Raw genomic sequence first — 23,462 nt, forward strand, 5'->3', positions numbered from 1 at the left:
ATCTCGGCCGGGGTGAGGCCGTTGCGCAGGGCGGCCCGGATGTGGGGCGGCAGTTCTTCGAGGTGACCGCCGGCGACCAGGGCGGTGAGGGTGACACAGCTGCGGGTGCGCCGGTCCAGGCCGGGACGGTCCCAGACCTCGCCCCAGGTGTACCGGGTGAGGAACTCCTGGAAGTCCCCCGAGAACCCGTCCGCCTGCGCCAGCGCCTGGTCGACGTGCGCGTCGCCGAGCACTTCCCGGCGCACCTTGAGCCCGGCGTCGTACGGATCGGGCCGTTCCTGCGCCGGTACCGAGGGCGCCGGGGCGATCTCGGCGATGGGCGCGGTCTGCGGCGGGGGCGGCGCCATGGCCGGCTGGACGGGCGGCGGCGGCGGATCGAGGCCTGGCTGCTGCTGGCGCCGCTGGTCGCCTTCCTGCTGCTGGTGTTCGTGGCGCCGATCGCCGGCATGTTGTGGCGCGCCGTCGATGACCGCGACCTGGCCCCGGTGATGCCGCGCACCGTCGCCGCCCTGGCCGCCTGGCACGGCGACGGGCTGCCGGGCGAGGAGGCCTTCGCCGCGCTGGCCGCCGACCTGGCGCAGGCGCGGGCCGAGAAGTCCCTGCCGGCCGCCGCCCGCCGGCTGAACTACGACCGCAACGGTTATCGGACGGTCATCACCAACACCGCGCGCAAGCTGCCCGAAGCGCCGAAAGGCAGCTGGCGGGAGACGCTGACGGCCCTCGACCCGGCCTGGGGCAGCCCCGAGATCTGGGGCGCCATCGCCCGCGCCGCCGGGCCGACCACCGATTTCTACCTGCTGGCCGCGCTGGATCTCCGCCGCGACGCCGCCGGGGCGGTCGTGCCCTCCCCGCCCGACGAATCGATCTACCGCAGCGTGTTCCTGCGCACCTTCCTGGTCGCGCTTTCGGTCACCGCGCTGTGCCTCGTGATCGGCTTCCCGGTCGCCTATCTGCTGGCGACCCGGCCGCCGCAGATCGCCAACATCCTGATGATCCTCGTGCTGCTGCCGTTCTGGACCTCGCTCTTGGTCCGCACCACCGCCTGGGTGGTGCTGCTGCAGACCAACGGCACGGTCAACGAGATCCTGACCGGGCTGGGGCTGGTCGGGGAGCCGCTGCAGCTGGTCTACAACCGGGTCGGCGTGCTGATCGCCATGACCCATGTGCTGCTGCCCTACATGATCCTGCCGCTGTACAGCGTCATGCGCTCGATCCCGCCGGCGCATCTGCGCGCCGCCTACTCGCTCGGCGCCCGGCCGGTCGGCGCCTTCGTCCGTGTCTACCTGCCGCAGACCCTGCCGGGGATCGGCGCCGGGGCGCTGCTGGTCTTCATCCTGGCGCTCGGCTACTACATCACCCCCGCCCTGGTCGGCGGGCCGGCGGACCAGATGATCAGCTGGTTCATCGCCTTCTACACCACCAGCACGGTCAACTGGGGCATGGCCTCGGCCCTCGGCCTCCTGCTGCTGGTCGCCACCCTCGCCCTCTACGCGGTCTATGCCCGGCTGGTGGGTGCCGACCGCATGCGGCTGGGCTGACCGCCATGAGACTGTTCGAAAGCCTTGCCTTCTGGCGCGCCCTGCTGTGGCTGACCGGGGGCGCGGCCCTCCTGTTCCTGATCGCGCCGATCCTGGCGATCATGCCGCTGTCCTTCAACGGCGGGTCCTTCCTGGTCTATCCGCTGGACGGGGTGTCGCTGCGCTGGTTCGCGGAGTTCTTCGGCTCCGAGCGCTGGATGGGGGCGCTGGCCAACAGCCTGATCGTCGGCGGCGCCACCACGGTGCTGGCGACGGCGCTGGGCATCCCGGCGGCGCTGGGGCTGAACCATGCGCCGCTGCGCTTCCGCGGGCTGCTGACCGGCCTGCTGCTGTCGCCGATGATCGTGCCGGTGGTGATCGTGGCGGTCGGGCTCTACTTCGCCTTCGCCGCGGTCGGGCTGACCAACAGCTATGCCGGGCTGATCCTGGCGCACACGGCGCTGGCCGCCCCCTTCGTCGTGATCACCGTCGGCGCCACGCTGCAGGGGCTGGACCGCAACCTGCCGCGCGCCGCCTCCAGCCTCGGCGCCCGACCGACCACCGTGTTCTTCAAGGTGACGCTGCCGCTGATCCTGCCCGGCGTGGTCTCCGGCGCGCTGTTCGCTTTCGTCACCTCCTTCGACGAGGTGGTGGTGGCGCTGCTGCTGGCGGGGCCGGGCCAGCGCACCCTGCCGCGCGAGATGTTCAACGGCATCCGCGAGAGCATCACCCCGACCATCACCGCCGCCGCCAGCGTGCTGATCGTGGTCTCGACCCTGATGCTGATCGCGATCGAGGCGCTGCGCCGCCGCGGCGAAAGGCTGCGGGCCCGGCGCTGACTTGCCGCTGCCGGCGCATCGGAGGTACTGAAGCGGATGCTTCAGCATCCGCAGCCGCTCGACCTGATGTTCCAGGCCCTGGCCGATCCCAGCCGGCGGGTGATGGTCGAGCGGCTGAGCCGCGGCCCGGCCTCGGTCAGCGAGCTGGCCCAGCCGCTCGCCATGTCGCTGTCGGCCGTGGTCCAGCACCTGGCGGTGCTGGAGGCCAGCGGCCTGGTGCGGTCGGAGAAGGTCGGCCGCGTGCGCACCTGCCGGATCGAGCCGGCGGCGCTGCACACGGCCGAGCAATGGCTCAGCGACCGGCGACTGAGCTGGGAGCACAAGCTGGACAGGCTCGGCGACTACCTCGCCAAGGCGGCGGACGAACCCTCCTCCTAATTCACCGGCCCACGCCCGCCGATGTCTTCCATCGCCGGCTCCGCGGCCGACTGGCCGGTGGCGCGGTTGATCAGAACGGTGACGACCCAGAGGCCGACGCCGATCGCCAGGAGGATTCCGGCGATCGCGTATTGCTCGGGATTGCGCCCGGTCCAGGGCCCGACCAGGAAGGCGCAGGACACGGCGCCGACGACGGGCAGGATGGTCGGCGTGCGGAAATGCTGGTGCTCGACGGTGTCGCGGCGCAGCACCAGCACGGCGACGTTGACCACGGTGAAGACGCAGAGCAGCAGCAGAGCCGTGGTGCCGCCCAGGGCCGGAATGCCGCCGACGAAGCCGATCAGGCCGAAGGCCAGGAGGGTGGTGAAGCCGATCGCCACGGCAGGGGTGCGCCGCACCGGATGGACCCGGCCCAGCACCCCGGGCAGCACGCGCTCCCGGCTCATGCCGTAGACCAGGCGGCTGGCCATCAGCATGTTGATCAGCGCGGTATTCGCCACCGCGAACATGGTGATGAAGCCGAAGATCTCGATCGGGAAGCTGGGCGCGCCGGCTTGCACCACCTGCAGCAGCGGCGTCTCGCCCTCGCCGAGTTGCTCGGGCGGCACCAGGGTGATCGCCGAGATCGACACCAGCGTGTAGATCACGGCGGTGATGAACAGCCCGGTCAGCAGCACCTTCGGGAAGATCCGGCTGGGCTCGCGGGCCTCCTCCGCCATGTTGACCGAATCCTCGAAGCCGACCATGGCGAAGAAGGCCAGCGTGGTGGCGGCGATCACCGACCAGAAGGCGCCGCGCTCGGCAGGCGCGAACTGGGTGACGCGCGAGACGTCGCCCTGGCCCAGCCCGATCGCCCACAGCCCGATGACGATGATGATCAAGAGGCCGGTCAACTCGACCATGGTCAGCACGACATTGACCTTCACGCTTTCGCCGACGCCGCGGAAGTTGATCGCCGCGACCACGGCCATGAAGGCCAGGCCGATCAGGGTGATGCCGCCGGACGACAGCCCGAGAGCGAAGGCGTTCGACAGGTTGGCGGCGAAGGCGCGCGAAGCGGTGGAGGCCGAGGTGATGCCCGAGCACATCACCGCGAAGGCGACGAGGAAGGTGATGAAATGGATGCCGAAGGCCTTGTGCGTGTATAGCGCCGCGCCGGCGGCGCGCGGGTATTTGGTCACCAGTTCCAGATAGCTGAAGGCGGTGACCAGGGCGACGGCGAAGGCCACCAGGAAGGGCAGCCAGACCACGCCGCCGACCTGCTTCGCCACCTGCCCTGTCAGGGCGTAGATGCCGGTGCCGAGGATGTCGCCGATGATGAACAGCAGCAACAGCCAGGGTCCCATGACCCGATGCAGGCTCGGCTCGGCGGCCGGCGCGCTCTGGGCTTTCTTGGCGATGTCGACCATCAACTCCCCCTTCTTGACGATCACAAGCAGCTCTGCATGAAACAGCATTTCCCGAGGAATGTCGCCCCAGGCCCGCCCACGACCGCCGCCGGGCGCCCTCCGCCGAAGCAGGGAGGGCCCGGTGGAGAGGCATTCAGTCCTCGAGGCCCTGCGGCCATTCATCGAGATGGCACGGGAGGATTGGCCGGAGAGCTAGCGTGGCGAAATCTTGAAAAATTCAAGACACCGCGCCTGATTTGATTAGCTATTAGCACCGCCTGGGTTGGCTTCCATGATTTAACTTCGAGACTCGTGATGAAATCTTCTGGCAAAATCCTCCCATAAGGATTTCGACGGCCCTGATGGATCCTGATCCTCGGCGCCGTCTCTTGGAAGGGAGGAGCGACATGGCGATCATCAACGGCACCGAGCAGGACGATGTCCTGACCGGCACCGAGACCGACGATTCGATCACCGGCTTCGGCGGCAACGACCGGATCACCGGCGGTGGCGGCGACGACATCGTCCAGGCCGGCAGCGGCGACGACACGGCGGCCGGCGGGGCGGGCGACGATTCTCTGACCGGCGGCAGCGGCAACGACGTGCTGGAGGGGGGCGCCGACGCCGACACCCTCGATGGCGGCACCGGCATCGATATCGCCTCCTACGCCGGCTCGGCCGCCGCGGTCACGATCGACCTCGGCGCCGGCACGGTCTCGGGCGGCGACGCCGCAGGCGACACGCTGCGCGCGATCGAGGGCCTGATCGGCTCGGCCTTCAACGACGTGCTGACCGGCGACGCCGGCGCCAACGCCCTGTCCGGCGGTGATGGCGACGATACGCTCCAAGGCGGCACCGGCGCCGACCGGATCGAGGGCGGCGCCGGGATCGACACCCTCTCCTACCGGTCGTCCTCGGGCGCGGTCTCGGTCAGCCTGCTGCTCGGCACCGCGAGCGGCGGCGACGCCGAGGGCGACAGCTTCAGCGGCATCGAGCGGCTGATCGGGGGTGGCGGCGGCGACCGGCTGGCGGGCAACGCGGCGGCGGACGTCCTGGACGGCTGGAGCAGCGACGACATCCTCTACGGCCACAGCGGCGCCGACAGGCTGATCGGCTCCTCCGGCGACGATATCCTGGTCGGCGGCATCGGCGCCGACACGCTGCTGGGCGGTGACGACCAGCGTGACGACGGCCAGAACGACTGGGCCTACTACCACACCAGCGCGGCCGGGGTGGTCGTCGACCTGACGGCCGGAACCGCCAGCGGTGGCGACGCCCAAGGCGACACCCTGACCGGGATCGAGAACCTTCGCGGATCGCAATATGACGACATCCTGACCGGTGGCGACATCTACTCTGCCCAGCTCGAAGGCGGGGCGGGCAATGACGAGCTGCGCGCCGGAACCCGCGACGGCCGGTTCGACGGCGGCACGGGCGACGATACGATCATCGGCGGGGATTGGGGCGAGGAGCTTTTCGGCGGCGCCGGCGCCGATATTCTCCGCGGCAACAGCGGGATCGACACGCTCGAAGGCGGCGCGGGGGCAGACCGGCTGGACGGGGGCGACCACACCGACACGGCGTCCTATCAGCACGCGGCGCGAGGGGTGACCGTCGATCTCGGGGCCGGCACGGGGTCGCGTGGCGACGCCGAGGGCGACGTCTATGTCGGGATCGAAAATATCATGGGGTCCAGCCATGACGACGTTCTGACCGGCGATTCCGGCAGCAACGAGATCAATGGCGGGGGCGGGAACGACCTGATCGACGGCGGCAGCGGCGACTTCCTCTATGGAGGCGCCGGGATCGACACCATCACCTTCGCCAATGCGACAAGCTGGGTGTGGGCCCGGCTCGAAGGCAGCCAGTCCAACATGACCAGCTATATCGGCAGCGGTTCCGAGAACCTCATCGGATCGGTCTTCGGCGACAGGCTGGTCGGCAGCCGCGACGCCAATCGGATCGAGGGCGGAGACGGTGCGGACCAGCTGACCGGCGCCGGCGGAGACGACACGCTCCTCGGGGGCGGAGGAGACGATCGGATCGACGGAGGGGGTGGTGCGGATGCCCTGACCGGCGGCGGCGGCGCCGATGCCTTCCACTATCGGTATTTCGGCGACAGCACCGCCGATGTCGCCGGCCGCGACCGCATCGGGGATTTCTCATCGGCCGATGGCGACAAGATCAACCTGCAGGCGATCGATGCGGATGGCACGGCGGGCAGCAGCTTCACCTTCACCGAAGGCGGCGCCTTCACCGGCATCGCCGGCGAGCTGATCGTCGTCGCCGACGGCGGCGTGTCCACGGTCATGGGCGACCAGAACGGCGACCGGGTCGCGGACATGGCGATCGACGTGGTCACCACGACCGCGCTGACCGCCGCCGATTTCGTGCTCTGATATGGAAAAGGCCCGGACCGAGGTCCGGGCCTTCATCCCCTTCGTCCGGGCTGCTTACGCCACGGTGGCGCGCAGCATCCAGGCGGTCTTGTCGTGATAGGTGATCCGGTCGGTCAGCAGGTCGACGGTCGAATCGTCGCCCGCCTTCTCGCCGACGGCCAGGGCGGCCTTGGCCTGCTCCGACAGCAGCTCGTGGCTCTTGGCCAGGTCCTTGACCATGGCGGTGCCGTCGAGCCCGTCCTTGGGCGACGACACCTTGGTCAGCTTGGAGAAGGCCTCGAAGCTGCCCGGCGCGTAGTCGCCGAGGGCGCGGATCCGCTCCGCCACGTCGTCCACCGCCGCGAACAGCTCCTTGTACTGCTCCTCGAACATCAGGTGCAGCGAGCGGAACTGCGGGCCTTCCACGTTCCAGTGATAGTTCTGGGTCTTGATCTGGAGGGCGTAGGTATCGGCCAGCACCTGCTTCAGCGCGTCCACGACCGGCGTATTGGAGGCCTTGCTCATCACCCTTCTCCTGCTTTTCGGAGGCGTTCCGGCCCGTGCCCCGGGCCGCTGCCACGGTTTCTAAAATGGCCCCGATCCGGCGGAGTTCCAATCGATCCGTCGGATCGGGACGATCAACCCTCCTTATCGGAAAAAGCAGGTCGACTTCCACCTCTCATACCGGATAGGGCCGGGCGGATTCAGCCGAGACAGTTGCCTATGGCACGGCGGTAGGGGCGAGCGGTCATGCCCAGTCGCGCCAGCGCGCGGCGATGCGGTTGCCGACCGACAGGCGCAGGTCCTGGATGCCGGTGTCGACCTCGCGGCTGGGATGCACCCGGTTGGTCAGGAGCGTCCAGGCGATGCCGCGGTCGAGGTCGATCCACAGCCCGGTGCCGGTGAAGCCGAGATGGCCGATGGTGCGCGGCGAGCACAGGCTGCCGCCCTTCCAGCCGGGATGGCGCCGCTCCCACCCCAGCACGCGGCCGGGGGTGGCCTGGGGCGCGCACAGCTCGACCATCGCCGCCGGGCTCAGCAAGCGGCCGCGCAGCAGCTCCAGCGCGAAGTCGAGCACGCCGCGGACGGTACCGAACAGCCCGGCATGGCCGGCGGCGCCGCCGAGCGACCAGGCGTTCTCGTCATGCACCTCGCCGCGCAGGAGGCGATTGCGCACGGCGCAGACCTCGGTCGCCGCCGACTGCGCCGGCACCGGCGCGAAGGACAGGCCGGTGCCGACCGGCAGCTGGCCGAAGGCGACGCCGCGCCAGCGTTCGACCACGAAGCCGAGCAGCATGTAGTTGATGTCGGAATAGACCGGCTCGGCCTTCACCGGCCAGTGCTTGCGGATCACCGCGGTGCGGCGCTGATCCGCCGGGCCGGGCCAGAGATAGATCCGCTCCTGCGCCGGCAGGCCGCTGGAATGGTCGATCAGCCGGCGCAGTGGGATGGCGCCGTGCAGCGGCGCCGCGTCCGGCAGGTGCTTGGCCAGCGGGTCGTCGAGGTCCAGCACCCCCTCCTCCACCAGCCGCAGGATCTCGGTCACCGTGACGATGACCTTGGTCAGGCTGGCGAGGTCGAACCAGGTGTCACGTGCCAGCGGCTCCGGCTTCGGCAGGGTGGTGGCGACGCCGCCCCAGCGCAGGGCGCGCTGACCGTCGGCCGTGGCGATGCCCAGCGCCGCACCCGGAATCCGGCCGTCCTCCAGGGCCAGGGCCACGGGAGCGAAGGCATGGTCGGCGAGGGTCTCGAGGCTCATGGACACGGCTCGTCGCGGGGGACGGCGCCGTTAGAGCACGGGGGCGACGCGGACCGCAAGGCCAGGGCGGGTTGGACGACCGCAAGCCGCATGCTAGACCGGCGCAAACGCCCACGAACAACGGTCGCCCTCATGTCCCGCACCGCAGCCCGCGCCCTGGTCGACACCCTGCGCCTGAACGGCGTCGACACCATCTTCTGCGTGCCGGGCGAGAGCTACCTGGCCGTGCTCGACGCGCTGCACGACGTGCCGGAGATCAGGCTGGTGGTCTGCCGCCAGGAAGGCGGCGCCGCCTACATGGCCGACGCCTATGCCAAGGCCACCGGCAAGCCGGGCATCTGCTTCGTCACCCGCGGCCCCGGCATCACCAACGCCTCGGTCGGCATCCATGTGGCGCAGCAGGATTCGTCGCCGGTGATCGTGTTCATGGGCCAGGTCGGCCGCGACATGTTCGAGCGCGAGGCCTTCCAGGAGGTCGATGTCCGCAAGGTGTTCGGGTCGATGACCAAATGGGCGGCGCAGATCGACGACGCCGACCGGGTGCCGGAATTCGTCTCCCGCGCCTTCCACACCGCCACATCCGGCCGGCCCGGCCCGGTGGTGCTGGCGCTGCCGGAAGACATGCTGGTTGAGCAGACCGACGCGCCGGATGTCCGCCCGGCCACGCCGGTCGAGACCGGCATCGGCGTCGAGGCCCTGGCCCGGCTGCGCGACCTGCTGGCCGAGGCGAAGCGGCCGCTGCTGCTGATCGGCGGCGGCGGGTGGAATGCCAAGGCCCGCGCCGACATCCAGGCCTTCGCCGAGGCCTGGGAGGTGCCGCTGACCGTGTCCTTCCGTTGCCAGGACTATGTCGACAACGACCACACCCATTACGCCGGCGATGTCGGCATCGGCCCGAACCCGAAGCTGGCGGAGCGGGTGAAGACCACTGACCTGCTGGTCGTGCTCGGTGCCCGGCTGGGCGAGATGACCACCGGCGGCTACACCCTCCTGAACCTGCCGGTGCCGTCGCAGCGGCTGGTCCACATCCATGCCGGGGCGGAGGAGCTGGGCCGCGTCTATCAACCCGAGCTGGCGATCAACGCCAACTCCGCCGCCGTCGCCGCGGCGCTGACTGCCCTGGCCCCGGCCGGCGACATCGAGGCGCGGCAGGACTGGGTGCGCGGCGCCCGCGCCGATTACGAGGCCTGGCAGCAGCCGGTGGTGTCGCCCGGTCCGATGCAGATGTCGGAAATCGTGCGCTGGCTGGTCGGCCGGCTGCCGCCCGATGCCATGATCTGCAACGGCGCCGGCAACTACGCCACCTGGTTCCACCGCTTCTACCGCTACCGCGGCTGGCGCACCCAGCTGGCGCCGACCAACGGCTCGATGGGCTACGGCGTGCCGGCCGGCGTCGCCGCCAAGCTGCTTCATCCGGAGCGGGTGGTGATCGCCGCCGCCGGCGACGGCTGCTTCCTGATGAACGGGCAGGAGCTGGCGACCGCGGCGCAATACAACGCGGCGGTGGTGTTCCTGGTGATCGACAACGGCATGTACGGCACCATCCGCATGCATCAGGAGCGGGAATACCCGGCCCGGATCAGCGGCACCGGCCTGCAGAACCCGGATTTCGCGCAGCTGGCGCAGGCCTATGGCGCCCATGCCGAGACGGTGGAGCGGACCGAGGACTTCGCCCCGGCCTTCGAGCGCGCGGTCGCCGCCGGCAGGCCGGCCCTGATCTGGATCAAGCTGGACCCCGAGGCGATCACCCCGCGCGCCAGCCTGAGCCAGATCCGCGCCACGGCGCAACACGCCAAGAGCTAGGCCCAGCCCGTCATCAGCATCAGCGACCCCGCCCCGGCGCCGACGCCGAGCAGGACGTTGCGGCGGAACAGCAGGAAGACAGCGAGGCCCAGTGCGGTGGCGCCGGCCCGCTCGGCCATCGAGGTTGCGGCCAGGGGCCCGGCCGGCAGCAGGATCATGCGCGCGATCAGCCCGGCCAGGATGGCGTAGGCGACGCAGCCGACCCAGTCGAGCAGCGCCCCGCCCTCGCGCACCCGGCCGCCGAGATAGACGCCGAGCGCCCGCCACACATAGGTGGCGAGCGCGGCGCCGAGCAGCATCAGCCAGGGCAGCGCCTCACCCATGGCGGCGCTTCCACAGGCGGTCGGCCAGGAAGGCGGCGGTGCCCGCGATCAGGCCGGTGGCCAGGAGGCCCCATTCCGGGTCGAGCTGGTAGAGCGGCGGTCCCAGCGCCGCGCCCAGCACCATGGCGCCGAGCCGCGCCCGGTTCCGCAGGTCTGCCGTCAGCACCAGGATGAAGTAGAGCGGGTTGAGGAAGACCAGGCCGAGCGAGACCGAGGCCGGCACCGCCGTGACCAGGTAATAGCCGACCATGGTCCAGGCGACGCAGGACGCCCACAGCACCCCGGCGAAGCCGACGAAATAGGGCAGACGCTGCTCCGGCGGCAGGGCCGGGCAGACCCGCATCCCCTGGACCCAGCCGGTGACGGCGACCAGATGGGCGGCAACGTAGTCCCACCAGCGCGGCCGGCCCGGCACGCGCAGCCCGGGCAGCAGCACCAGCGTCATCGGCAGCAGCCGGACATTGACCAGCGCCACCGCAGCGACCATGGCCAGCAGCGAGGCGCCGACGGCATAGGCCTCGATCATCACCATCTGGCCCGGCAGGGCCCAGCCGGTCAGGGTCGAAAGCAGCCCGACCGAAAGGCCGAGCCCGCTGGCCCGGACCAGCGAGCCGAAGCCGAGATAGGAGGCGCCGAGCACCAGCAGCGGTGCGCCCAGGACGTCCCGCGCCCCGCCGCGGAAGGCGGCGCGGGGCGAGGCGTAAGCGCGAATCCGGTCAGGCATGGAGTCGCTTTTAGGACGCTGCTCCGGCCCGCCGGCATGCCGATGCGTCATGGAGGGTCTGCAGCAGGCGCCGCCGCCGGAACGGATCGGGATCGCTGCCGTTGAATCGGCATCATGCAGACGCGAACCCTCGGATCCCTGACGGTCTCCGTCGCCGACATCCGGCTGACGGCGGAGGAACGGGCGCAGATCGACGAAATGGTGCCGCCGCCGGCCGGCCGCCGCCATGCCGAGGAGGCGATGCGCGAGATCACCCACCGGGTCCCATGGCCGGCCTAGCCGAGATCCAGCATGTCGAGGAACGCTTCAACCGCCTTGCTGCGGTAGTGGTCCGGATGGCGCAGCACGCGGAAGCGGCGGGCCGGGAACGGCGGATCGAGCTGATGCAGCGTGCCGAAGCGCAGCCCCGATTCGACCGCCAGGCTGGACAGCACCCCCGCCCCTGCCCCGGCCTCGATCGCCGCGCGCACCGCCTCGTTGCTGGCGAGCTCCAGCGCCACCGGCAGCGTGGCGGGATCGACGCCGAGCCGCCCGAGCGCCGATTCGAACACCTGGCGGGTGCCGGAGCCGCGCTCGCGCAGCACCCAGGGGCTGTCGGCGAAGCGGGCCGGTGCGACCACCTTGTCCCCGGCCCAGGGATGACCGGCCCCGACCACCAGCACCAGCCGGTCGCCCGGCACGCCGGCATGCTCAAAGCCGGCGAGGTCGAGATCGCCCTCGGCGAAGCCGATATCGGCCCGGCCCTCGCGCACCGCCTCGGCCACCTGAGTGGTGTTGCCGATGGTGAGGTCGAGCTGCAGCCCCGGATGCGCCACCCGGAACCGGTGCATCAGCGGCGGCAGCCAGTAGTTGCCGATGGTCTGGCTGGCGTGCAGCGCCAGCACGCCGCGGCGCAGCCCGGACAGATCGTCGAGCGCGCGCTCGGCCAGGGCCGCGCGGGCCAGCACCGCCCGCGCCTCCGGCAGGAAGGCGGTGCCGGCATCGGTCAGGGCGATACCGCGGCCGACTCGGTGGAACAGCTTGGTGGCGTGGCGCGCCTCCAGCGCCTGGATCGCGGCGCTGGCGGCGGACTGGGTCAGGTTCAGCGCCTGCGCCGCACGGGTGACGTGCAGATGCTCGGCGACGGCGACGAAGATCCGGAGCTGCTCCAGGGTCATGAGCCGACCCTGGCGCAGCCGGGCGGGCGATCAGAAGGCCGGCGCGTCAGGGCCCGAGCCGGCGGTGACGGGAAGGCCGGGCATGACTTCCGAGGCGCAGCGAATCGGTGGCCGAGGCGCCAAGCGACAGCGAACGTCAAGGAAGCCTCGCTGGAGTGCTTCGCACTGCACAAAACATCGTCCTGCCGAATGGTTGGCGTCGAATCGATCGAAATTTCCGATCGTATAATGACTTATCTCGTGCTTAAGGCGAGTCGGCCGAAAAGCCGCATCGCCTTTCTCGCGAACTGGGCATACCCTGCTACCATCGACTGTATCCTACGGTCCGGATCGCAGGCCGAGCCAAGACCTCGACGAAGGAGGCACCGGGCCGAGATAAAATTCAAAGCAGTAGTATTATCGGTCAGTTTCAGCCCTATATTGATAACCAGAGCGAGCGGTGGAGAAGGGGTAGTGTCATCTATTACGCCTCACCGGAGCCCGAACTGCACAGCCCCTGTCGGGCCTGTGGCCAGGGGCAGTGAGGCTGCACCTCGTCAGCCACCTGATTCTCGCCGCAAATCTCGGCCCATCCTGAGCCGGAAACAGACGCCCAGAAGCTGCGGCCGGATACGACGATTAGGTTGAGTCTCGATCCTCCAACCTTTGGCGGGTGGCAATGGCACCGACCGACGATCTCTTCACCAGCTATGCGAAGTCCTACGAGGCCCGTCGCGCGGCGGAGATGTCGCTCGAAGAATTCCTGAAGGGCTGTCGCAGCGATCCGATGATGTATGCGAGCGCGCCGGAACGGCTGCTCAACGCCATCGGCCAGCCGGAGATCGTGGACACCGCCCGCGACGCCCGGCTGGGGCGGATCTTCATGAACCGGACCATCCGGGTCTATCCGGCCTTCTCCGAGTTCTACGGCATGGAGGAGACGATCGAGCGGATCGTCAGCTTCCTGCTGCACGCCGCCCAGGGGCTGGAGGAGCGCAAGCAGATCCTCTACCTGCTCGGCCCGGTCGGCGGCGGCAAGTCGTCGCTGGCCGAACGGCTGAAGGCGCTGATGGAGGTGCATCCGATCTACGCGCTGAAGGCCGGGGACGACGTCAGCCCGATCTTCGAGAGCCCGCTCGGGCTGTTCAACCCGGACACGATGGGCGCCGAGCTGGAGGACCGCTACGGCATTCCCCGCCGGCGCCTGACCGGGCTGGTCAGCCCGTGGTGCCTGAAGCGGCTGGACGAGTTCGGCGGCGACATCTCGCGCTTCAAGGTGGTGCGGCTGCAGCCGTCGCGGCTGCGCCAGATCGGCATCGCCAAGACCGAGCCGGGCGACGAGAACAACCAGGACATCTCCTCGCTGGTCGGCAAGGTGGACATCCGCAGCCTGGAGACGCTGCCGCAGCACGACCCGGACGCCTACAGCTACTCCGGCGGCCTCAACCGGGCCAATCAGGGCCTGCTCGAGTTCGTCGAGATGTTCAAGGCCCCGATCAAGATGCTGCACCCGCTGCTGACGGCGACGCAGGAAGCCAACTACGTCGGCACCGAGAACATCGGCGCCCTGCCCTTCACCGGCATCATCATGGCGCATTCCAACGAGTCCGAGTGGCAAGGCTTCAAGAACAACAAGAACAACGAAGCCTTCATCGACCGGATCTACGTGATCAAGGTGCCCTACTGCCTTCGGGTGACCGAGGAGCAGAAGATCTACGACAAGCTGATCCGCGGCTCGAAGCTGGCGGACGCCCCCTGCGCCCCGGGCACGCTGGAGATGCTGGCCCGCTTCTCGGTCCTGTCCCGCCTGCACGAGCACGAGAATTCCAACCTCTACTCCAAGATGCGGGTCTATGACGGCGAGAGCCTGCGCGAGGTCGACCCCCGCGCCCGCAGCCTGCAGGAGTACAAGGACGCCGGCGGCGTCGACGAGGGCATGGACGGGGTCTCGACCCGCTTCGCCTTCAAGGCGCTGGCCGCGACCTACAACCACGACACCAATGAGGTCGCCGCCGACCCGGTGCATCTGATGTATGTGGTCGAGCAGATGGTGCGCCGCGAGCAGCATCCGGCCGAGACCGAGAAGCGGTATCTCGAGTTCCTGAAGGCCGAGCTGGCGCCGCGCTACGCCGAGTTCATCGGCCACGAGATCCAGAAGGCGTATCTGGAATCGTATCACGACTATGGCCAGAACCTGTTCGACCGCTATGTCGACTATGCCGACGCCTGGATCGAGGACCAGGACTTCAAGGACCCCGACACCGGCCAGCTGCTGAACCGCGACCTCTTGAACCAGGAGCTGACCAAGATCGAGAAGCCGGCCGGGATCGCCAACCCGAAGGACTTCCGCAACGAGGTGGTCAAGTTCGCCCTGCGCTCCCGCGCCGGGAACGAGGGCCGCAACCCGAGCTGGACCAGCTACGAGAAGATCCGCGACGTGATCGAGCGGCGGATGTTCAGCCAGGTCGAGGAGCTGCTGCCGGTGATCAGCTTCGGCTCGAAGAAGGACGGCGACACCGAGAAGAAGCACGAGGAGTTCGTCCTGCGCATGGTCAGCCGCGGCTACACCGAGCGGCAGGTCCGGCGCCTGGTCGAATGGTACATGCGGGTGAAGCAGGCAGGCTGAAGACGGAGGTCGGAAGCGAAGCAACGATGTCCATGCACATCATCGACCGGCGGCTCAATCCGGGCGGCAAGAGCCTCGTCAACCGCCAGCGTTTCCTGCGCCGGGCCAAGGCCCTGGTGCAACGAGCGGTCCGGGACAGCTCGCGCGAGCGCAGCATCAAGGATCTGGAGCAGGGTGGCGAGGTCTCGATCCCGGTCACCGGCGTGAACGAGCCGCGGCTGCACCGCTCCTCCTCCGGCGGCATGCGCGACCATGTGCTGCCCGGCAACAAGGAGTTCGTCGAGGGCGACACCATCCAGCGGCCGAAGCGCGGCGGCGGGGGCGGCGGCACCGAGGGCGCGCCCGACGGCGACGGCCAGGACGAGTTCCGCTTCGTGCTGTCGCAGGAGGAGTATCTCGAGCTCTTCCTCGACGATCTGGAGCTGCCCGACCTGGCCAAGCGCAAGCTGGTCGCGTCCGAGAGCGTCGGCTGGCGGCGGGCCGGCTTTTCCACCAGCGGCCCGCCGGCCAGCCTGGCGGTGACCCGAACGATGCAGCGGGCGATGTCGCGCCGCATCGCGCTGCGCCGCCCGAAATCCGGCGAGATCAAGGACGTCGAGGCCGAGATCGCGGCGCTGGAGGGCGAGGCGGACGCCGACCAGGACCGGATCGACGAGCTGCAGGAGCGGCTGGACCACCTGCTGCAGCGTACCCGGCGTATCCCCTATATCGACCCGGTCGACCTGCGCTACCGGCGGCTGGAGGCGACGCCGAAGCCGGTGGCCCAGGCGGTGATGTTCTGCCTGATGGACGTCTCCGGCTCGATGACCGAGCACATGAAGGACCTGGCGAAGCGCTTCTTCGCCCTGCTGCACCTGTTCCTCAAGCGCCGCTACAAGCACGTCGAGATCGTGTTCATCCGCCACACCCACCAGGCCGAGGAGGTGGACGAGGAGACGTTCTTCTACTCGACCGAGAGCGGCGGCACCGTGGTCTCCACCGCGCTGGAGATGATGGCCTCGATCGTGGCCCAGCGCTATCGGCCGGAGGACTGGAACATCTATGCCGCCCAGGCCTCGGACGGCGACAACCTGTCGAGCGACAGCGCCAAATCCGCCGCGTTGCTGGGTGACGAGATCCTGCCGCTGTGCCAGTACTTCGCCTATCTCGAGGTCGGCCGCGACGAGGATCCGATGTCCTCCGGCGTGGTGCCGCGCCAGACCGATCTCTGGCAGACCTACGACCGGGTGCGGAAGGCCGACGCGCCCTTCGCCATGCGCAAGGTCTGGCACCGCCGCGACATCTATCCGGTGTTCCGCGAGCTGTTCCAGCGCCGCGACGTGCAGACCGCGGGGGCCGAATGACGGGCGACAAGCTGCTCTATCCCGGCACCGACTGGGATTTCGGCACGATCCAGCAGATCTACGACCGGGTCGAGCAGGTGGCGAAGGGGCTGAAGCTCGACACCTATCCCAACCAGATCGAGGTGATCACGGCCGAGCAGATGCTCGACGCCTATTCCTCGATCGGCATGCCGCTGTTCTACAAGCACTGGTCCTTCGGCAAGCAGTTCGCCCAGAACGAGGTGCTGTACCGCAAGGGGCTGCGCGGCTTGGCCTATGAGCTGGTGATCAATTCCAGCCCTTGCATCAGCTACATCATGGAGGAGAACACGGCGACCCTGCAGACGCTGGTGATCGCCCATGCCGCCTTCGGCCACAACACCTTCTTCAAGACCAACTACCTGTTCAAGCAGTGGACCGACGCCGACGGCATTCTCGACTATCTCGAATTCGCCAAGGGCTACATCGCGCAATGCGAGGAGCGCTACGGCCAGATGGCGGTCGAGCAGCTGCTGGACGCCGCCCATGCGCTGATGAGCCACGGCGTGCACCGCTATCCGCGGCCGCGCCGGCCCGACCTGAAGACCGAGGAGCGGCGGGCCAGGGAGCGGCTGGAATACCAGGAGCAGGTGTTCAACGACCTGTGGCGCACCCTGCCCAACGCGCCGGCCAAATCCGGCCCGGTGCTGAGCGAGGAGCGCCGCCGCGCCCTCCTGGAGCTGCCGCAGGAGAACGTCCTCTACTTCCTGGAGAAATCGGCGCCGCGGCTGCAGCCCTGGCAGCGCGAGCTGCTGCGCATCGTCCGGCTGGTGGCGCAGTATTTCTACCCGCAGTCGCAGACCAAGGTGATGAACGAGGGCTGCGCCTGCTGGGTGCACTACAAGATCATGACCACGCTGCATGAGCAGGGAGCCCTGAACGACGGCGCCTTCCTGGAGTTCCTGCAGTCGCACACCAATGTCGTGTACCAGCCGGAATTCAACGACCCGCATTACAACGGCATCAACCCCTACGCCCTCGGCCTCGGCATGATGCAGGACATCGAGCGGATCGTCGTCGACCCGACCGACGAGGACCGCGAATGGTTCCCGGACATCGCCGGCAAGGGCGACGCCACCGCCGTGCTGCAGGACGTCTGGGCGAACTACCGCGACGAGAGCTTCGTCTCGCAGTTCCTCAGCCCGCGGCTGATCCGGCAGTGGCGGATGTTCCACCTGCTGGACGATTCCGGCCAGCCGGAGCTGCGGGTCGATGCGATCCATGACGAGAACGGCTATCGCCGGATCCGCCGGGCGCTGGCCCGGCACTACGACGTCGCCTGGATCGACCCGGACATCCAGGTGGTCGATGTCGACCTCGCCGGCGACCGCCGCCTGATCGTGCACCACAGCGTGGTGAACGGCATCCTGCTGGCCGAGAACGACACCAGGCAGGTGCTGCAGCACCTGGCCGACCTGTGGGGCTACGACGTGCTGCTGAAGGAGATCGACCCGGCCAGCAACGCCGTGCTGAAGGAGCATTCGGCGAGCGCCCGGTCGACGTTCTTCTGAGCCGACCGCCCTATCCCGCCCCCTCCGCCGGCTTGGCGCGGTCCAGCGCGTGCTGGGCCACGGCCGCGGCGGCCCCGCCGCCGCCCGCCACGGTCACGGTCGGGACGGCGAAGGCGATGCCGTTGGCTTCGAAGGCCTTCTTGATCATCGCCAGGGCGCGGCGCCGGATCACGAACTGCTCGCCCGGCCTGGTCATCATCTTCAGCCGGATCTGGATGGCGTAGTCGCCGAACTGCTCCACCCCCTGCATCTTCAGCGTCTCCAGGATGTGCGGCGCGAATTCCGGATCGGCCGCCAGCTCGCGGCCGACCTGCTTGACGATCGGCTTGATCCGGTCGAGGTCGGTGCCGTAGGTGACCGAGACCGTCATCTTGTCGATCACCCAGTCGCGCGAATAGTTGGTGATCTTGTCGAGCGCGCCGAACGGAATGGTGTGCAGCGCGCCCCTGTGATGGCGCAGCTTGAGCGAGCGCAGCGAGAACCCCTCCACCGTGCCGCGGATGCTGCCGCTCTCGATGTACTCGCCGATGCGGAAGGCGTCGTCGAACAGGAAGAACATGCCGGAGATGACATCCTTCACCAGGGTCTGGGCGCCGAAGCCGACGGCCAGGCCGACCACCCCGGCGCCGGCGATCAGGGGCCCGATCTCCACCCCCAGCGCCGCCAGCGCGATCAGCCCCGCCATCACCGCCAGCACCACGAACAGCACGTTCTTCAGGATCGGCAGCAGGGTGCGCAACCGGGCGTGGCGCCGGGCGTCGTCGCCGGTGCCGAGCCCCGTGCTGGCGGCGGCGATGCGCTGGTCCAGCCAGGCGCGCAGCAGGTGCCAGGCGAAATCCGCCACCAGGAACACGATCGCGGCGTTGATGGCGCCGCGCAGCAGCCGCGTCGCCAGCGTGTCGCGCGAGGTCAGGGCGCTGAGATCGAGCCCGAGCACACCGGCGATGGCGAGCCCGCCGCCGATCACCAGCAGCGCGCGCAGCCCGCGCTCCAGCGACACCGCCAGCACCGACGGAACCTCCTCCGCCGTGGCCGCGCCCGGCGGGCGCAGCACGTGCTTGACCGCGAGATGGGTGCCGCGGATGGCGATCGGCAGCAGCAGCAGGATGATGCCGACATAGAAGGGGGCGGTCGTGCCGGTGAACAGCGCCAGCCAGATCCCGACGATGTAGAGGGTCAGGAGCCAGGTGCCGATCCGGTGGTCGTGGCCGATCCGGTCGCGCCCGTCGAAGGTCGGGGCGCGCCACAGCGCGGCCAGGGTCAGGCCCAGCAGCACCACGCCGCAGGCCAGGCCGACCAGATACCAGGACTCCGGCCGCAGCCCCAGCATCGCCAGCACGCCGAGCGTGAACTGCACGAAGAAGAACCAGCCGACCAGGATCGCGGACCAGACGAACCAGTAGTGCGCGGTCGGCGTCGCCATCGGCACCAGCCGGAACTTCTCCGCCCCCGGCGCCAGGATGATGCGGCCCAGCACCAGCGTCACCCGCACGATCAGCACCAGCAGCAGGTAGGACAGCACGATCTCCTGCAGCAGCGGCGGCCAGTCGAACAGCAGGAAGGCGCCGATGCTGCCGAGGGCGAAGACGAAGATCAGGCCGAGGCCGTAGACCGAGCGCAGCCACACCGCCTGCAGCCGGCCGTGCAGCGTGTCCAGCTGGGTTCCGATCAGCCGCTGCCGGAAGCCGGCGGACAGCCGCCAGTACAGCTGCTCGGCGCCGAAGCCGAGGCCGATGAACACGGCCAGCGACACGACCGTCCAGGCCAGCCCTTGCTCCATCAGCTGGCCCGCCAGAGTCCGCCATGCGGCGGCGAGCTCCGCCGGCAGGGTCGGGGCGGCGGCGATCAGCGACCGCAGGAAGCCGCGTGTCGCCTCGATGCCGCCGGCCATGCTCTGCTGCATTCCCGCCGCCATCGCCGGGGCGGCCGGCGGCCCGCTCTCCGCCGGGGCCGCGGCGGGCGCCGCGACCTGGGCCTGCAGCCAGTTGCGGACCTCCGGATCCTGCAGCAGCTCGGCCAGGCTGCGCAGCTTGTCCGGGCCGGGCTGGGCCGGCGCCTGGGCCAGGGCAGCGCCGGACGCGCCCAGCCCCAGCAGGAGGACGAAGAGAAGCAGCAGGCGGTGCATGGCGGGACAGTCCCTCAGCCGATCTCGGGCGATGATAGGGCCCGCGCGCCGCGAAGCGACAGCCGTTCCCACACCGCGACGACGATCAGCACCACCGCCACGGCGGCCGAGAGCAGCAGCGGCGACAGCGCGTCGACCGCCGGGACCAGCAGGGCCAGGAGCACGAGGCCGACCAGATGCGACAGCGGGATGCGACCGGCGGTCGACCATTTGAACAGGGCGTTGCCGAGCAGGTAGAGCGCCGGCCCGCCCAGCAGGGCGATGGCGGTCCTGCCGTCGACATGGCCCCCGGGGTGGGCCAGCACCAGCTCGTCCGCCACCGCGCCGACGATGATGCCGGCGATGATCAGCAGGTGGATGTAGGTATAGGCGATGCGCGCCAGCCGGCCGGGATCGTCGGCATGGGCGATGCGGCGGCTGCCCCGTTCGGCGCCGATGTCGAAATAGATCCACCACATCGCCACGCTGCCGATGAAGGAAACGGCGAAGGCGGCGACGGTGGCGGCGTCCGGTGCCAGATCGGCAAAGGTGGCGCCGGTGACCAGGATGGATTCGCCCAGCGCGATGATCACGAACAGTCCGCAGCGCTCGGCCAGATGGCCGCCCTCGACGTCCCAGTCGGCGGTGGTCGAACGGCCGAGGCCGGGCGTCCAGAAGCCGAGCGAGGGCGAGGCGTATTCGATCGCCAGTGCGAGGGCCCACAGCGCCAGCCGCGCCTCCGCCTCGGCGAAGGCGCCGGCGATCCAGAACACGGCGGAGAGCGCGAGCCAGGCGGTGATACGCAGGAAGTTGCGATAATTGCCCGGGCTGTGCCCGCGCAGCGCCGCCGCGGTGAACAGGCTGCGCCCGACCTGCATGAAGACATAGGCGCCGGCGAAGCCCAGCCCCTTTTCGGCGAAGGCCTCGGGCAGCGAGGTCGACAGCACCAGCCCGGCCAGCATCAGCACCAGCAGCAAGAGGCGCACCGGCGTGCGGTCGGGGTCGAGCCAGTTGGTGACCCAGGAGGTGTAGATCCACACCCACCACACGGCCAGGAACAGCAGCGCCGTGTGCACCGCGCCGAGCAGGGTGAGATCCTTCAGCAACCCGTGCGAGAGCTGCGTGATCGCAAAGACGAAGACCAGGTCGAAGAACAGCTCGACGAAGGTGACCTTGCCGTGCTCATGCGCCTTGCGCGGGCGGAGCAGGCTGCGCGGCCGGGCGGCCTGGGTGGTCATGCGCGGAATCCCCCGAATCCAATGATTCCCGATCCTATGCGCCACCCTGCATTCGCGCGAGATGCCGCGCGGCGGCGGCCTCCAGCACCGGGCTCAGAGCCTCGGCCAGCGCTTCGAGCTTGCCGATGTCGTCCGGGTGGAAGCCTCCGCAGCGGTCGGTGACCGCGACCAGCGACGCCATCCGCCCGTCGGCGAAGGGCATCGGCAAGGCCAGGTAGTCGGTGGCGCCCTGCGCCGCCAGGCGGTGCAGCAGCGGATGGGCCGCCGCCGGCACCGCCGGCTCCAGCCGCAGCCGGAACGCCGTGCCCGTACGGTCGATATGCTCCAGCGGGCTGCCGATATAGGCGGGCAGCCGCTGCAGCCCCGCCCGGGCGACCCGGTCGCGGTCGAGCGGCTGGCCGCGGGTCCAGACCGCGGCCCAGCCGGCGAGGCGCGGCCCGTCGGCCCGCAGCGACAGGCGCAGCCGCACCAACGGCGCCCCGGCTTCGACCAGCCGCAGCGCCAGGGCCCGGGTCAGGTCGTTCGGGTCGGCCAGGAACCGGCCCTCGCGGAACAGCCAGAGCAGGACGGGCGCCAGCGCCCAGCCGCCGCCGGCATCCACGAGGGCCTCGGCGCCCATCTCCCGTCCGCTAGCGCGTGGTGTAGCCGCCATTGGCGAACAGGGTCTGGCCGGTGATCCAGCCGCCCTCGGTCGCCAGGAAGCGGACGATCGGCACGATCTCCTCGATCCTGGTCAGCCCGCCCAGGGCCGAGGCCGCGGTGTGGTAGGCGACCGAGTCCGGCGTCTCGGCCGGGTAGAAGAACGGCGTGTCCATCGGGCCGGGGCCGATGTTGTTGACCGAGATGCCGCGGGGCCCGAACTCCTTGGCCGCCGCCCGGGTGAAATGCTCGACCGGCGCCTTGGCCCCGGCATAGGTCGAGTAGAGCCCGGTGAAGGCGGCCAACAGCGAGGTGACGATGGTGATGATCCGGCCGCCGTCCTCCAGCGTCTTGCCGGCCTCGCGGATGAAGAAATAGGCGGCCTTCGAGTTGACCGCGAACATCTCGTCGTATTCCGCCTCGGTGGTCTCGACGAAGGGCTTCTTCAGCACCTTGCCGGCGGTGTTGACCGCGATGTCGACCCGGCCGAAGCGCGACTTCGCCTCGGCGAACAGGCGCTCGACCTCGGCGACGCGGGTCAGGTCGCCCTGCAGGGCGAAGGCGTCGCTGCCCGCGGCCTTGACCGCGGCGACGGTCTCGTCGGCTGCCGCCCTGGTGCCGTTGCTGTTGAAGTTGATCGCGATCCTCGCGCCGGCGCCGGCCAGGTCGCGGCTGATCAGGCCGCCGAGATTCTTGGCGCCGCCGCCGATCACGACGACCTTGTCCTTGAGGGAGGTCATGGCATGCTCCTGCGATCCAGGCCGGCATTCGCCGGCCGACCAGTGGATCTTGCCGATGCCGGCGCCCGGGCGCTTCCACAATGCCCGCGGCGGTTGCGAATTCTCCGGCCATCCCTAGAATGGATAAAATTTTATCTTTCTCGATCCGGCAGGCAGATGCGATGGCGGAGATGACCGAGGGGCGCTGGGGTGCGGTCGAACTGGCGGTCACGCGCGAGGACATCCGCGCCGCGGCGAGCTGGCGGATGCGCGAGGCGCGGCACGCCGTGATCGTCCATCTCGGCGGCCCGATGCGGCAGCTGGAGACCGAGCTGGACGGCGTCGCCGCCCGGCCGGGCCCGCCCGCCGCCGGCGACATCTGGGTGGTGCCGGCCGGCCGCAGCTATGCCAGCCAGGCCCGCGGCGGCACCATCCGCTACGGCGTGCTGTATTTCGACCCGGAGTCGCTGTCCGCCCTGCCCGGATCGGACGGCCGGATCGCGCCGCGCTTCGCCCATCGCGACGAGTTCCTGTACCGCGCGGTCGAGCGGCTGGCCGAGCTGATCGGCCGGAACGACGATGTGTCGGAGCTGCTGGGCGCCAGCCTGGGCCAGGCGCTGTCGCTGCATCTGGTGCAGCGCTACCGGGCCGAGGAGACGGCGCCGGGGCCGCGCGGCCCGCTGCTGAGCGGGCCGGCCCGGGAACGGCTGCAGGAGCATGTCCATGCCCGTCTCGGCGACCGGATCACGCTGGACGACCTGGCGGATATCGCCGGCATGAGCACGCACAATCTGCTGGTCGCCTTCCGGCAGGCCTTCGGCACCACGCCGGCCCAATACGTCATCGCCCAGCGGCTGCGCCGGGTGCGCTGGCTGCTGGCGAACAGCGCCCAGGACATCACCGCAATCGCGCTGGAGACCGGCTTCGCCAGCCACAGCCACCTGACCACCGCCTTCCGGCGTCATATCGGGCTGACGCCGCGGGACTTCCGCCGGCGCTGGCGCGAGGACGCCTGACCC

21 protein-coding genes are annotated in these 23,462 nt (G+C 69.7%); 10 read left to right on the top strand and 11 right to left on the bottom strand.

The window, feature by feature from the left end; genetic code table 11:
• The coding region (locus ACFW16_RS25050) for a carboxymuconolactone decarboxylase family protein (protein WP_380310174.1) at positions 1 to 233 on the bottom strand (233 nt) is incomplete at its 3' end.
• 120 nt (positions 234 to 353) lie between these two features.
• Between ACFW16_RS25050 and ACFW16_RS25055 the strand changes: the two genes are divergently transcribed.
• From ACFW16_RS25055 to ACFW16_RS25065, 3 genes are read left to right on the top strand one after another with little or no spacing between them, the layout of a single operon-like run.
• Positions 354 to 1,538, top strand: a complete 1,185-nt coding sequence (locus ACFW16_RS25055; RefSeq protein ID WP_380310297.1) for an ABC transporter permease — start codon at positions 354 to 356, stop codon at positions 1,536 to 1,538.
• 5 nt (positions 1,539 to 1,543) lie between these two features.
• The gene (locus ACFW16_RS25060) at positions 1,544 to 2,356 is read left to right on the top strand and encodes an ABC transporter permease (protein WP_380310176.1); all 813 of its coding nucleotides are present in this window, start codon (positions 1,544 to 1,546) and stop codon (positions 2,354 to 2,356) included.
• Between the two features lie 36 nt (positions 2,357 to 2,392).
• Positions 2,393 to 2,734 (top strand): ArsR/SmtB family transcription factor, encoded by a 342-nt coding sequence (locus tag ACFW16_RS25065; RefSeq protein ID WP_380310178.1) that lies wholly within the window; start codon positions 2,393 to 2,395, stop codon positions 2,732 to 2,734.
• On the opposite strand, the gene ACFW16_RS25070 is transcribed toward ACFW16_RS25065, so the two are convergent.
• Positions 2,731 to 4,143: an APC family permease gene (locus tag ACFW16_RS25070; RefSeq protein WP_380310180.1), complete on the bottom strand. Its 1,413-nt coding sequence runs from the start codon at positions 4,141 to 4,143 to the stop codon at positions 2,731 to 2,733. The two genes, ACFW16_RS25065 and ACFW16_RS25070, sit on opposite strands and share 4 nt — an antisense overlap.
• 386 nt (positions 4,144 to 4,529) lie before the next feature.
• Here ACFW16_RS25070 and ACFW16_RS25075 point away from each other — a divergent pair, with 386 nt between their 5' ends.
• The gene (locus tag ACFW16_RS25075) at positions 4,530 to 6,521 is read left to right on the top strand and encodes a calcium-binding protein (RefSeq protein ID WP_380310182.1); all 1,992 of its coding nucleotides are present in this window, start codon (positions 4,530 to 4,532) and stop codon (positions 6,519 to 6,521) included.
• A 54-nt stretch (positions 6,522 to 6,575) separates the two neighbouring features.
• Here the strand turns inward: ACFW16_RS25075 and ACFW16_RS25080 are convergent, their stop codons facing one another.
• On the bottom strand, positions 6,576 to 7,025 hold the full coding sequence (locus ACFW16_RS25080; RefSeq protein WP_225773084.1) for a Dps family protein: 450 nt from the start codon (positions 7,023 to 7,025) through the stop codon (positions 6,576 to 6,578).
• A 223-nt stretch (positions 7,026 to 7,248) separates the two neighbouring features.
• The gene (locus ACFW16_RS25085; RefSeq protein ID WP_380310184.1) at positions 7,249 to 8,259 is read right to left on the bottom strand and encodes a serine hydrolase domain-containing protein; all 1,011 of its coding nucleotides are present in this window, start codon (positions 8,257 to 8,259) and stop codon (positions 7,249 to 7,251) included.
• A 132-nt stretch (positions 8,260 to 8,391) separates the two neighbouring features.
• Here ACFW16_RS25085 and ACFW16_RS25090 point away from each other — a divergent pair, with 132 nt between their 5' ends.
• The gene (locus ACFW16_RS25090) at positions 8,392 to 10,062 is read left to right on the top strand and encodes a thiamine pyrophosphate-binding protein (RefSeq protein ID WP_380310186.1); all 1,671 of its coding nucleotides are present in this window, start codon (positions 8,392 to 8,394) and stop codon (positions 10,060 to 10,062) included.
• Here the strand turns inward: ACFW16_RS25090 and ACFW16_RS25095 are convergent.
• Together ACFW16_RS25095 and ACFW16_RS25100 are read right to left on the bottom strand one after the other, a co-directional pair.
• A complete protein-coding gene (locus ACFW16_RS25095; protein WP_380310188.1) occupies positions 10,059 to 10,385 on the bottom strand; it encodes an AzlD domain-containing protein in 327 nt (108 codons plus the stop codon). The two genes, ACFW16_RS25090 and ACFW16_RS25095, sit on opposite strands and share 4 nt — an antisense overlap.
• Positions 10,378 to 11,109, bottom strand: coding sequence for an AzlC family ABC transporter permease (locus tag ACFW16_RS25100; RefSeq protein ID WP_380310191.1), 732 nt, complete (start codon positions 11,107 to 11,109; stop codon positions 10,378 to 10,380). The genes ACFW16_RS25095 and ACFW16_RS25100 overlap by 8 nt, the downstream gene beginning before the upstream one ends.
• A 114-nt stretch (positions 11,110 to 11,223) precedes the next feature.
• On the opposite strand from ACFW16_RS25100, the gene ACFW16_RS25105 reads away from it, so the two are divergent.
• Positions 11,224 to 11,388 (top strand): hypothetical protein, encoded by a 165-nt coding sequence (locus ACFW16_RS25105; RefSeq protein WP_380310193.1) that lies wholly within the window; start codon positions 11,224 to 11,226, stop codon positions 11,386 to 11,388.
• Here the strand turns inward: ACFW16_RS25105 and ACFW16_RS25110 are convergent.
• Positions 11,385 to 12,266, bottom strand: coding sequence for a LysR family transcriptional regulator (locus ACFW16_RS25110; RefSeq protein ID WP_380310195.1), 882 nt, complete (start codon positions 12,264 to 12,266; stop codon positions 11,385 to 11,387). The genes ACFW16_RS25105 and ACFW16_RS25110 overlap by 4 nt on opposite strands.
• A 658-nt stretch (positions 12,267 to 12,924) precedes the next feature.
• Here ACFW16_RS25110 and ACFW16_RS25115 point away from each other — a divergent pair.
• The 3 genes from ACFW16_RS25115 to ACFW16_RS25125 are packed head-to-tail and all read left to right on the top strand — an operon-like array spanning position 12,925 to position 17,743.
• Positions 12,925 to 14,871: a PrkA family serine protein kinase gene (locus tag ACFW16_RS25115; protein WP_380310197.1), complete on the top strand. Its 1,947-nt coding sequence runs from the start codon at positions 12,925 to 12,927 to the stop codon at positions 14,869 to 14,871.
• 32 nt (positions 14,872 to 14,903) lie between these two features.
• A complete protein-coding gene (locus ACFW16_RS25120) occupies positions 14,904 to 16,214 on the top strand; it encodes a YeaH/YhbH family protein (protein ID WP_380310299.1) in 1,311 nt (436 codons plus the stop codon).
• A complete protein-coding gene (locus tag ACFW16_RS25125; RefSeq protein WP_380310199.1) occupies positions 16,211 to 17,743 on the top strand; it encodes a SpoVR family protein in 1,533 nt (510 codons plus the stop codon). The genes ACFW16_RS25120 and ACFW16_RS25125 overlap by 4 nt, the downstream gene beginning before the upstream one ends.
• A gap of 10 nt (positions 17,744 to 17,753) precedes the next feature.
• Here ACFW16_RS25125 and ACFW16_RS25130 read toward each other — a convergent pair whose 3' ends face one another.
• From ACFW16_RS25130 to ACFW16_RS25145, 4 genes are read right to left on the bottom strand one after another with little or no spacing between them, the layout of a single operon-like run.
• A complete protein-coding gene (locus tag ACFW16_RS25130) occupies positions 17,754 to 19,868 on the bottom strand; it encodes a mechanosensitive ion channel family protein (protein ID WP_380310201.1) in 2,115 nt (704 codons plus the stop codon).
• Positions 19,869 to 19,882: 14 nt separating this feature from the next.
• The gene (locus tag ACFW16_RS25135; RefSeq protein ID WP_380310203.1) at positions 19,883 to 21,085 is read right to left on the bottom strand and encodes a low temperature requirement protein A; all 1,203 of its coding nucleotides are present in this window, start codon (positions 21,083 to 21,085) and stop codon (positions 19,883 to 19,885) included.
• A gap of 34 nt (positions 21,086 to 21,119) precedes the next feature.
• Positions 21,120 to 21,704, bottom strand: a complete 585-nt coding sequence (locus ACFW16_RS25140) for a hypothetical protein (protein ID WP_380310205.1) — start codon at positions 21,702 to 21,704, stop codon at positions 21,120 to 21,122.
• A 10-nt stretch (positions 21,705 to 21,714) separates the two neighbouring features.
• The gene (locus ACFW16_RS25145) at positions 21,715 to 22,464 is read right to left on the bottom strand and encodes an SDR family oxidoreductase (RefSeq protein WP_380310207.1); all 750 of its coding nucleotides are present in this window, start codon (positions 22,462 to 22,464) and stop codon (positions 21,715 to 21,717) included.
• 161 nt (positions 22,465 to 22,625) lie between these two features.
• Here ACFW16_RS25145 and ACFW16_RS25150 point away from each other — a divergent pair, with 161 nt between their 5' ends.
• Positions 22,626 to 23,459: a helix-turn-helix domain-containing protein gene (locus ACFW16_RS25150; RefSeq protein WP_380310209.1), complete on the top strand. Its 834-nt coding sequence runs from the start codon at positions 22,626 to 22,628 to the stop codon at positions 23,457 to 23,459.
• The last annotated feature ends 3 nt before the right edge of the window (positions 23,460 to 23,462 follow it).

This window comes from Inquilinus sp. NPDC058860 (assembly GCF_042743185.1).
Taxonomy (GTDB): domain Bacteria; phylum Pseudomonadota; class Alphaproteobacteria; order DSM-16000; family Inquilinaceae; genus Inquilinus.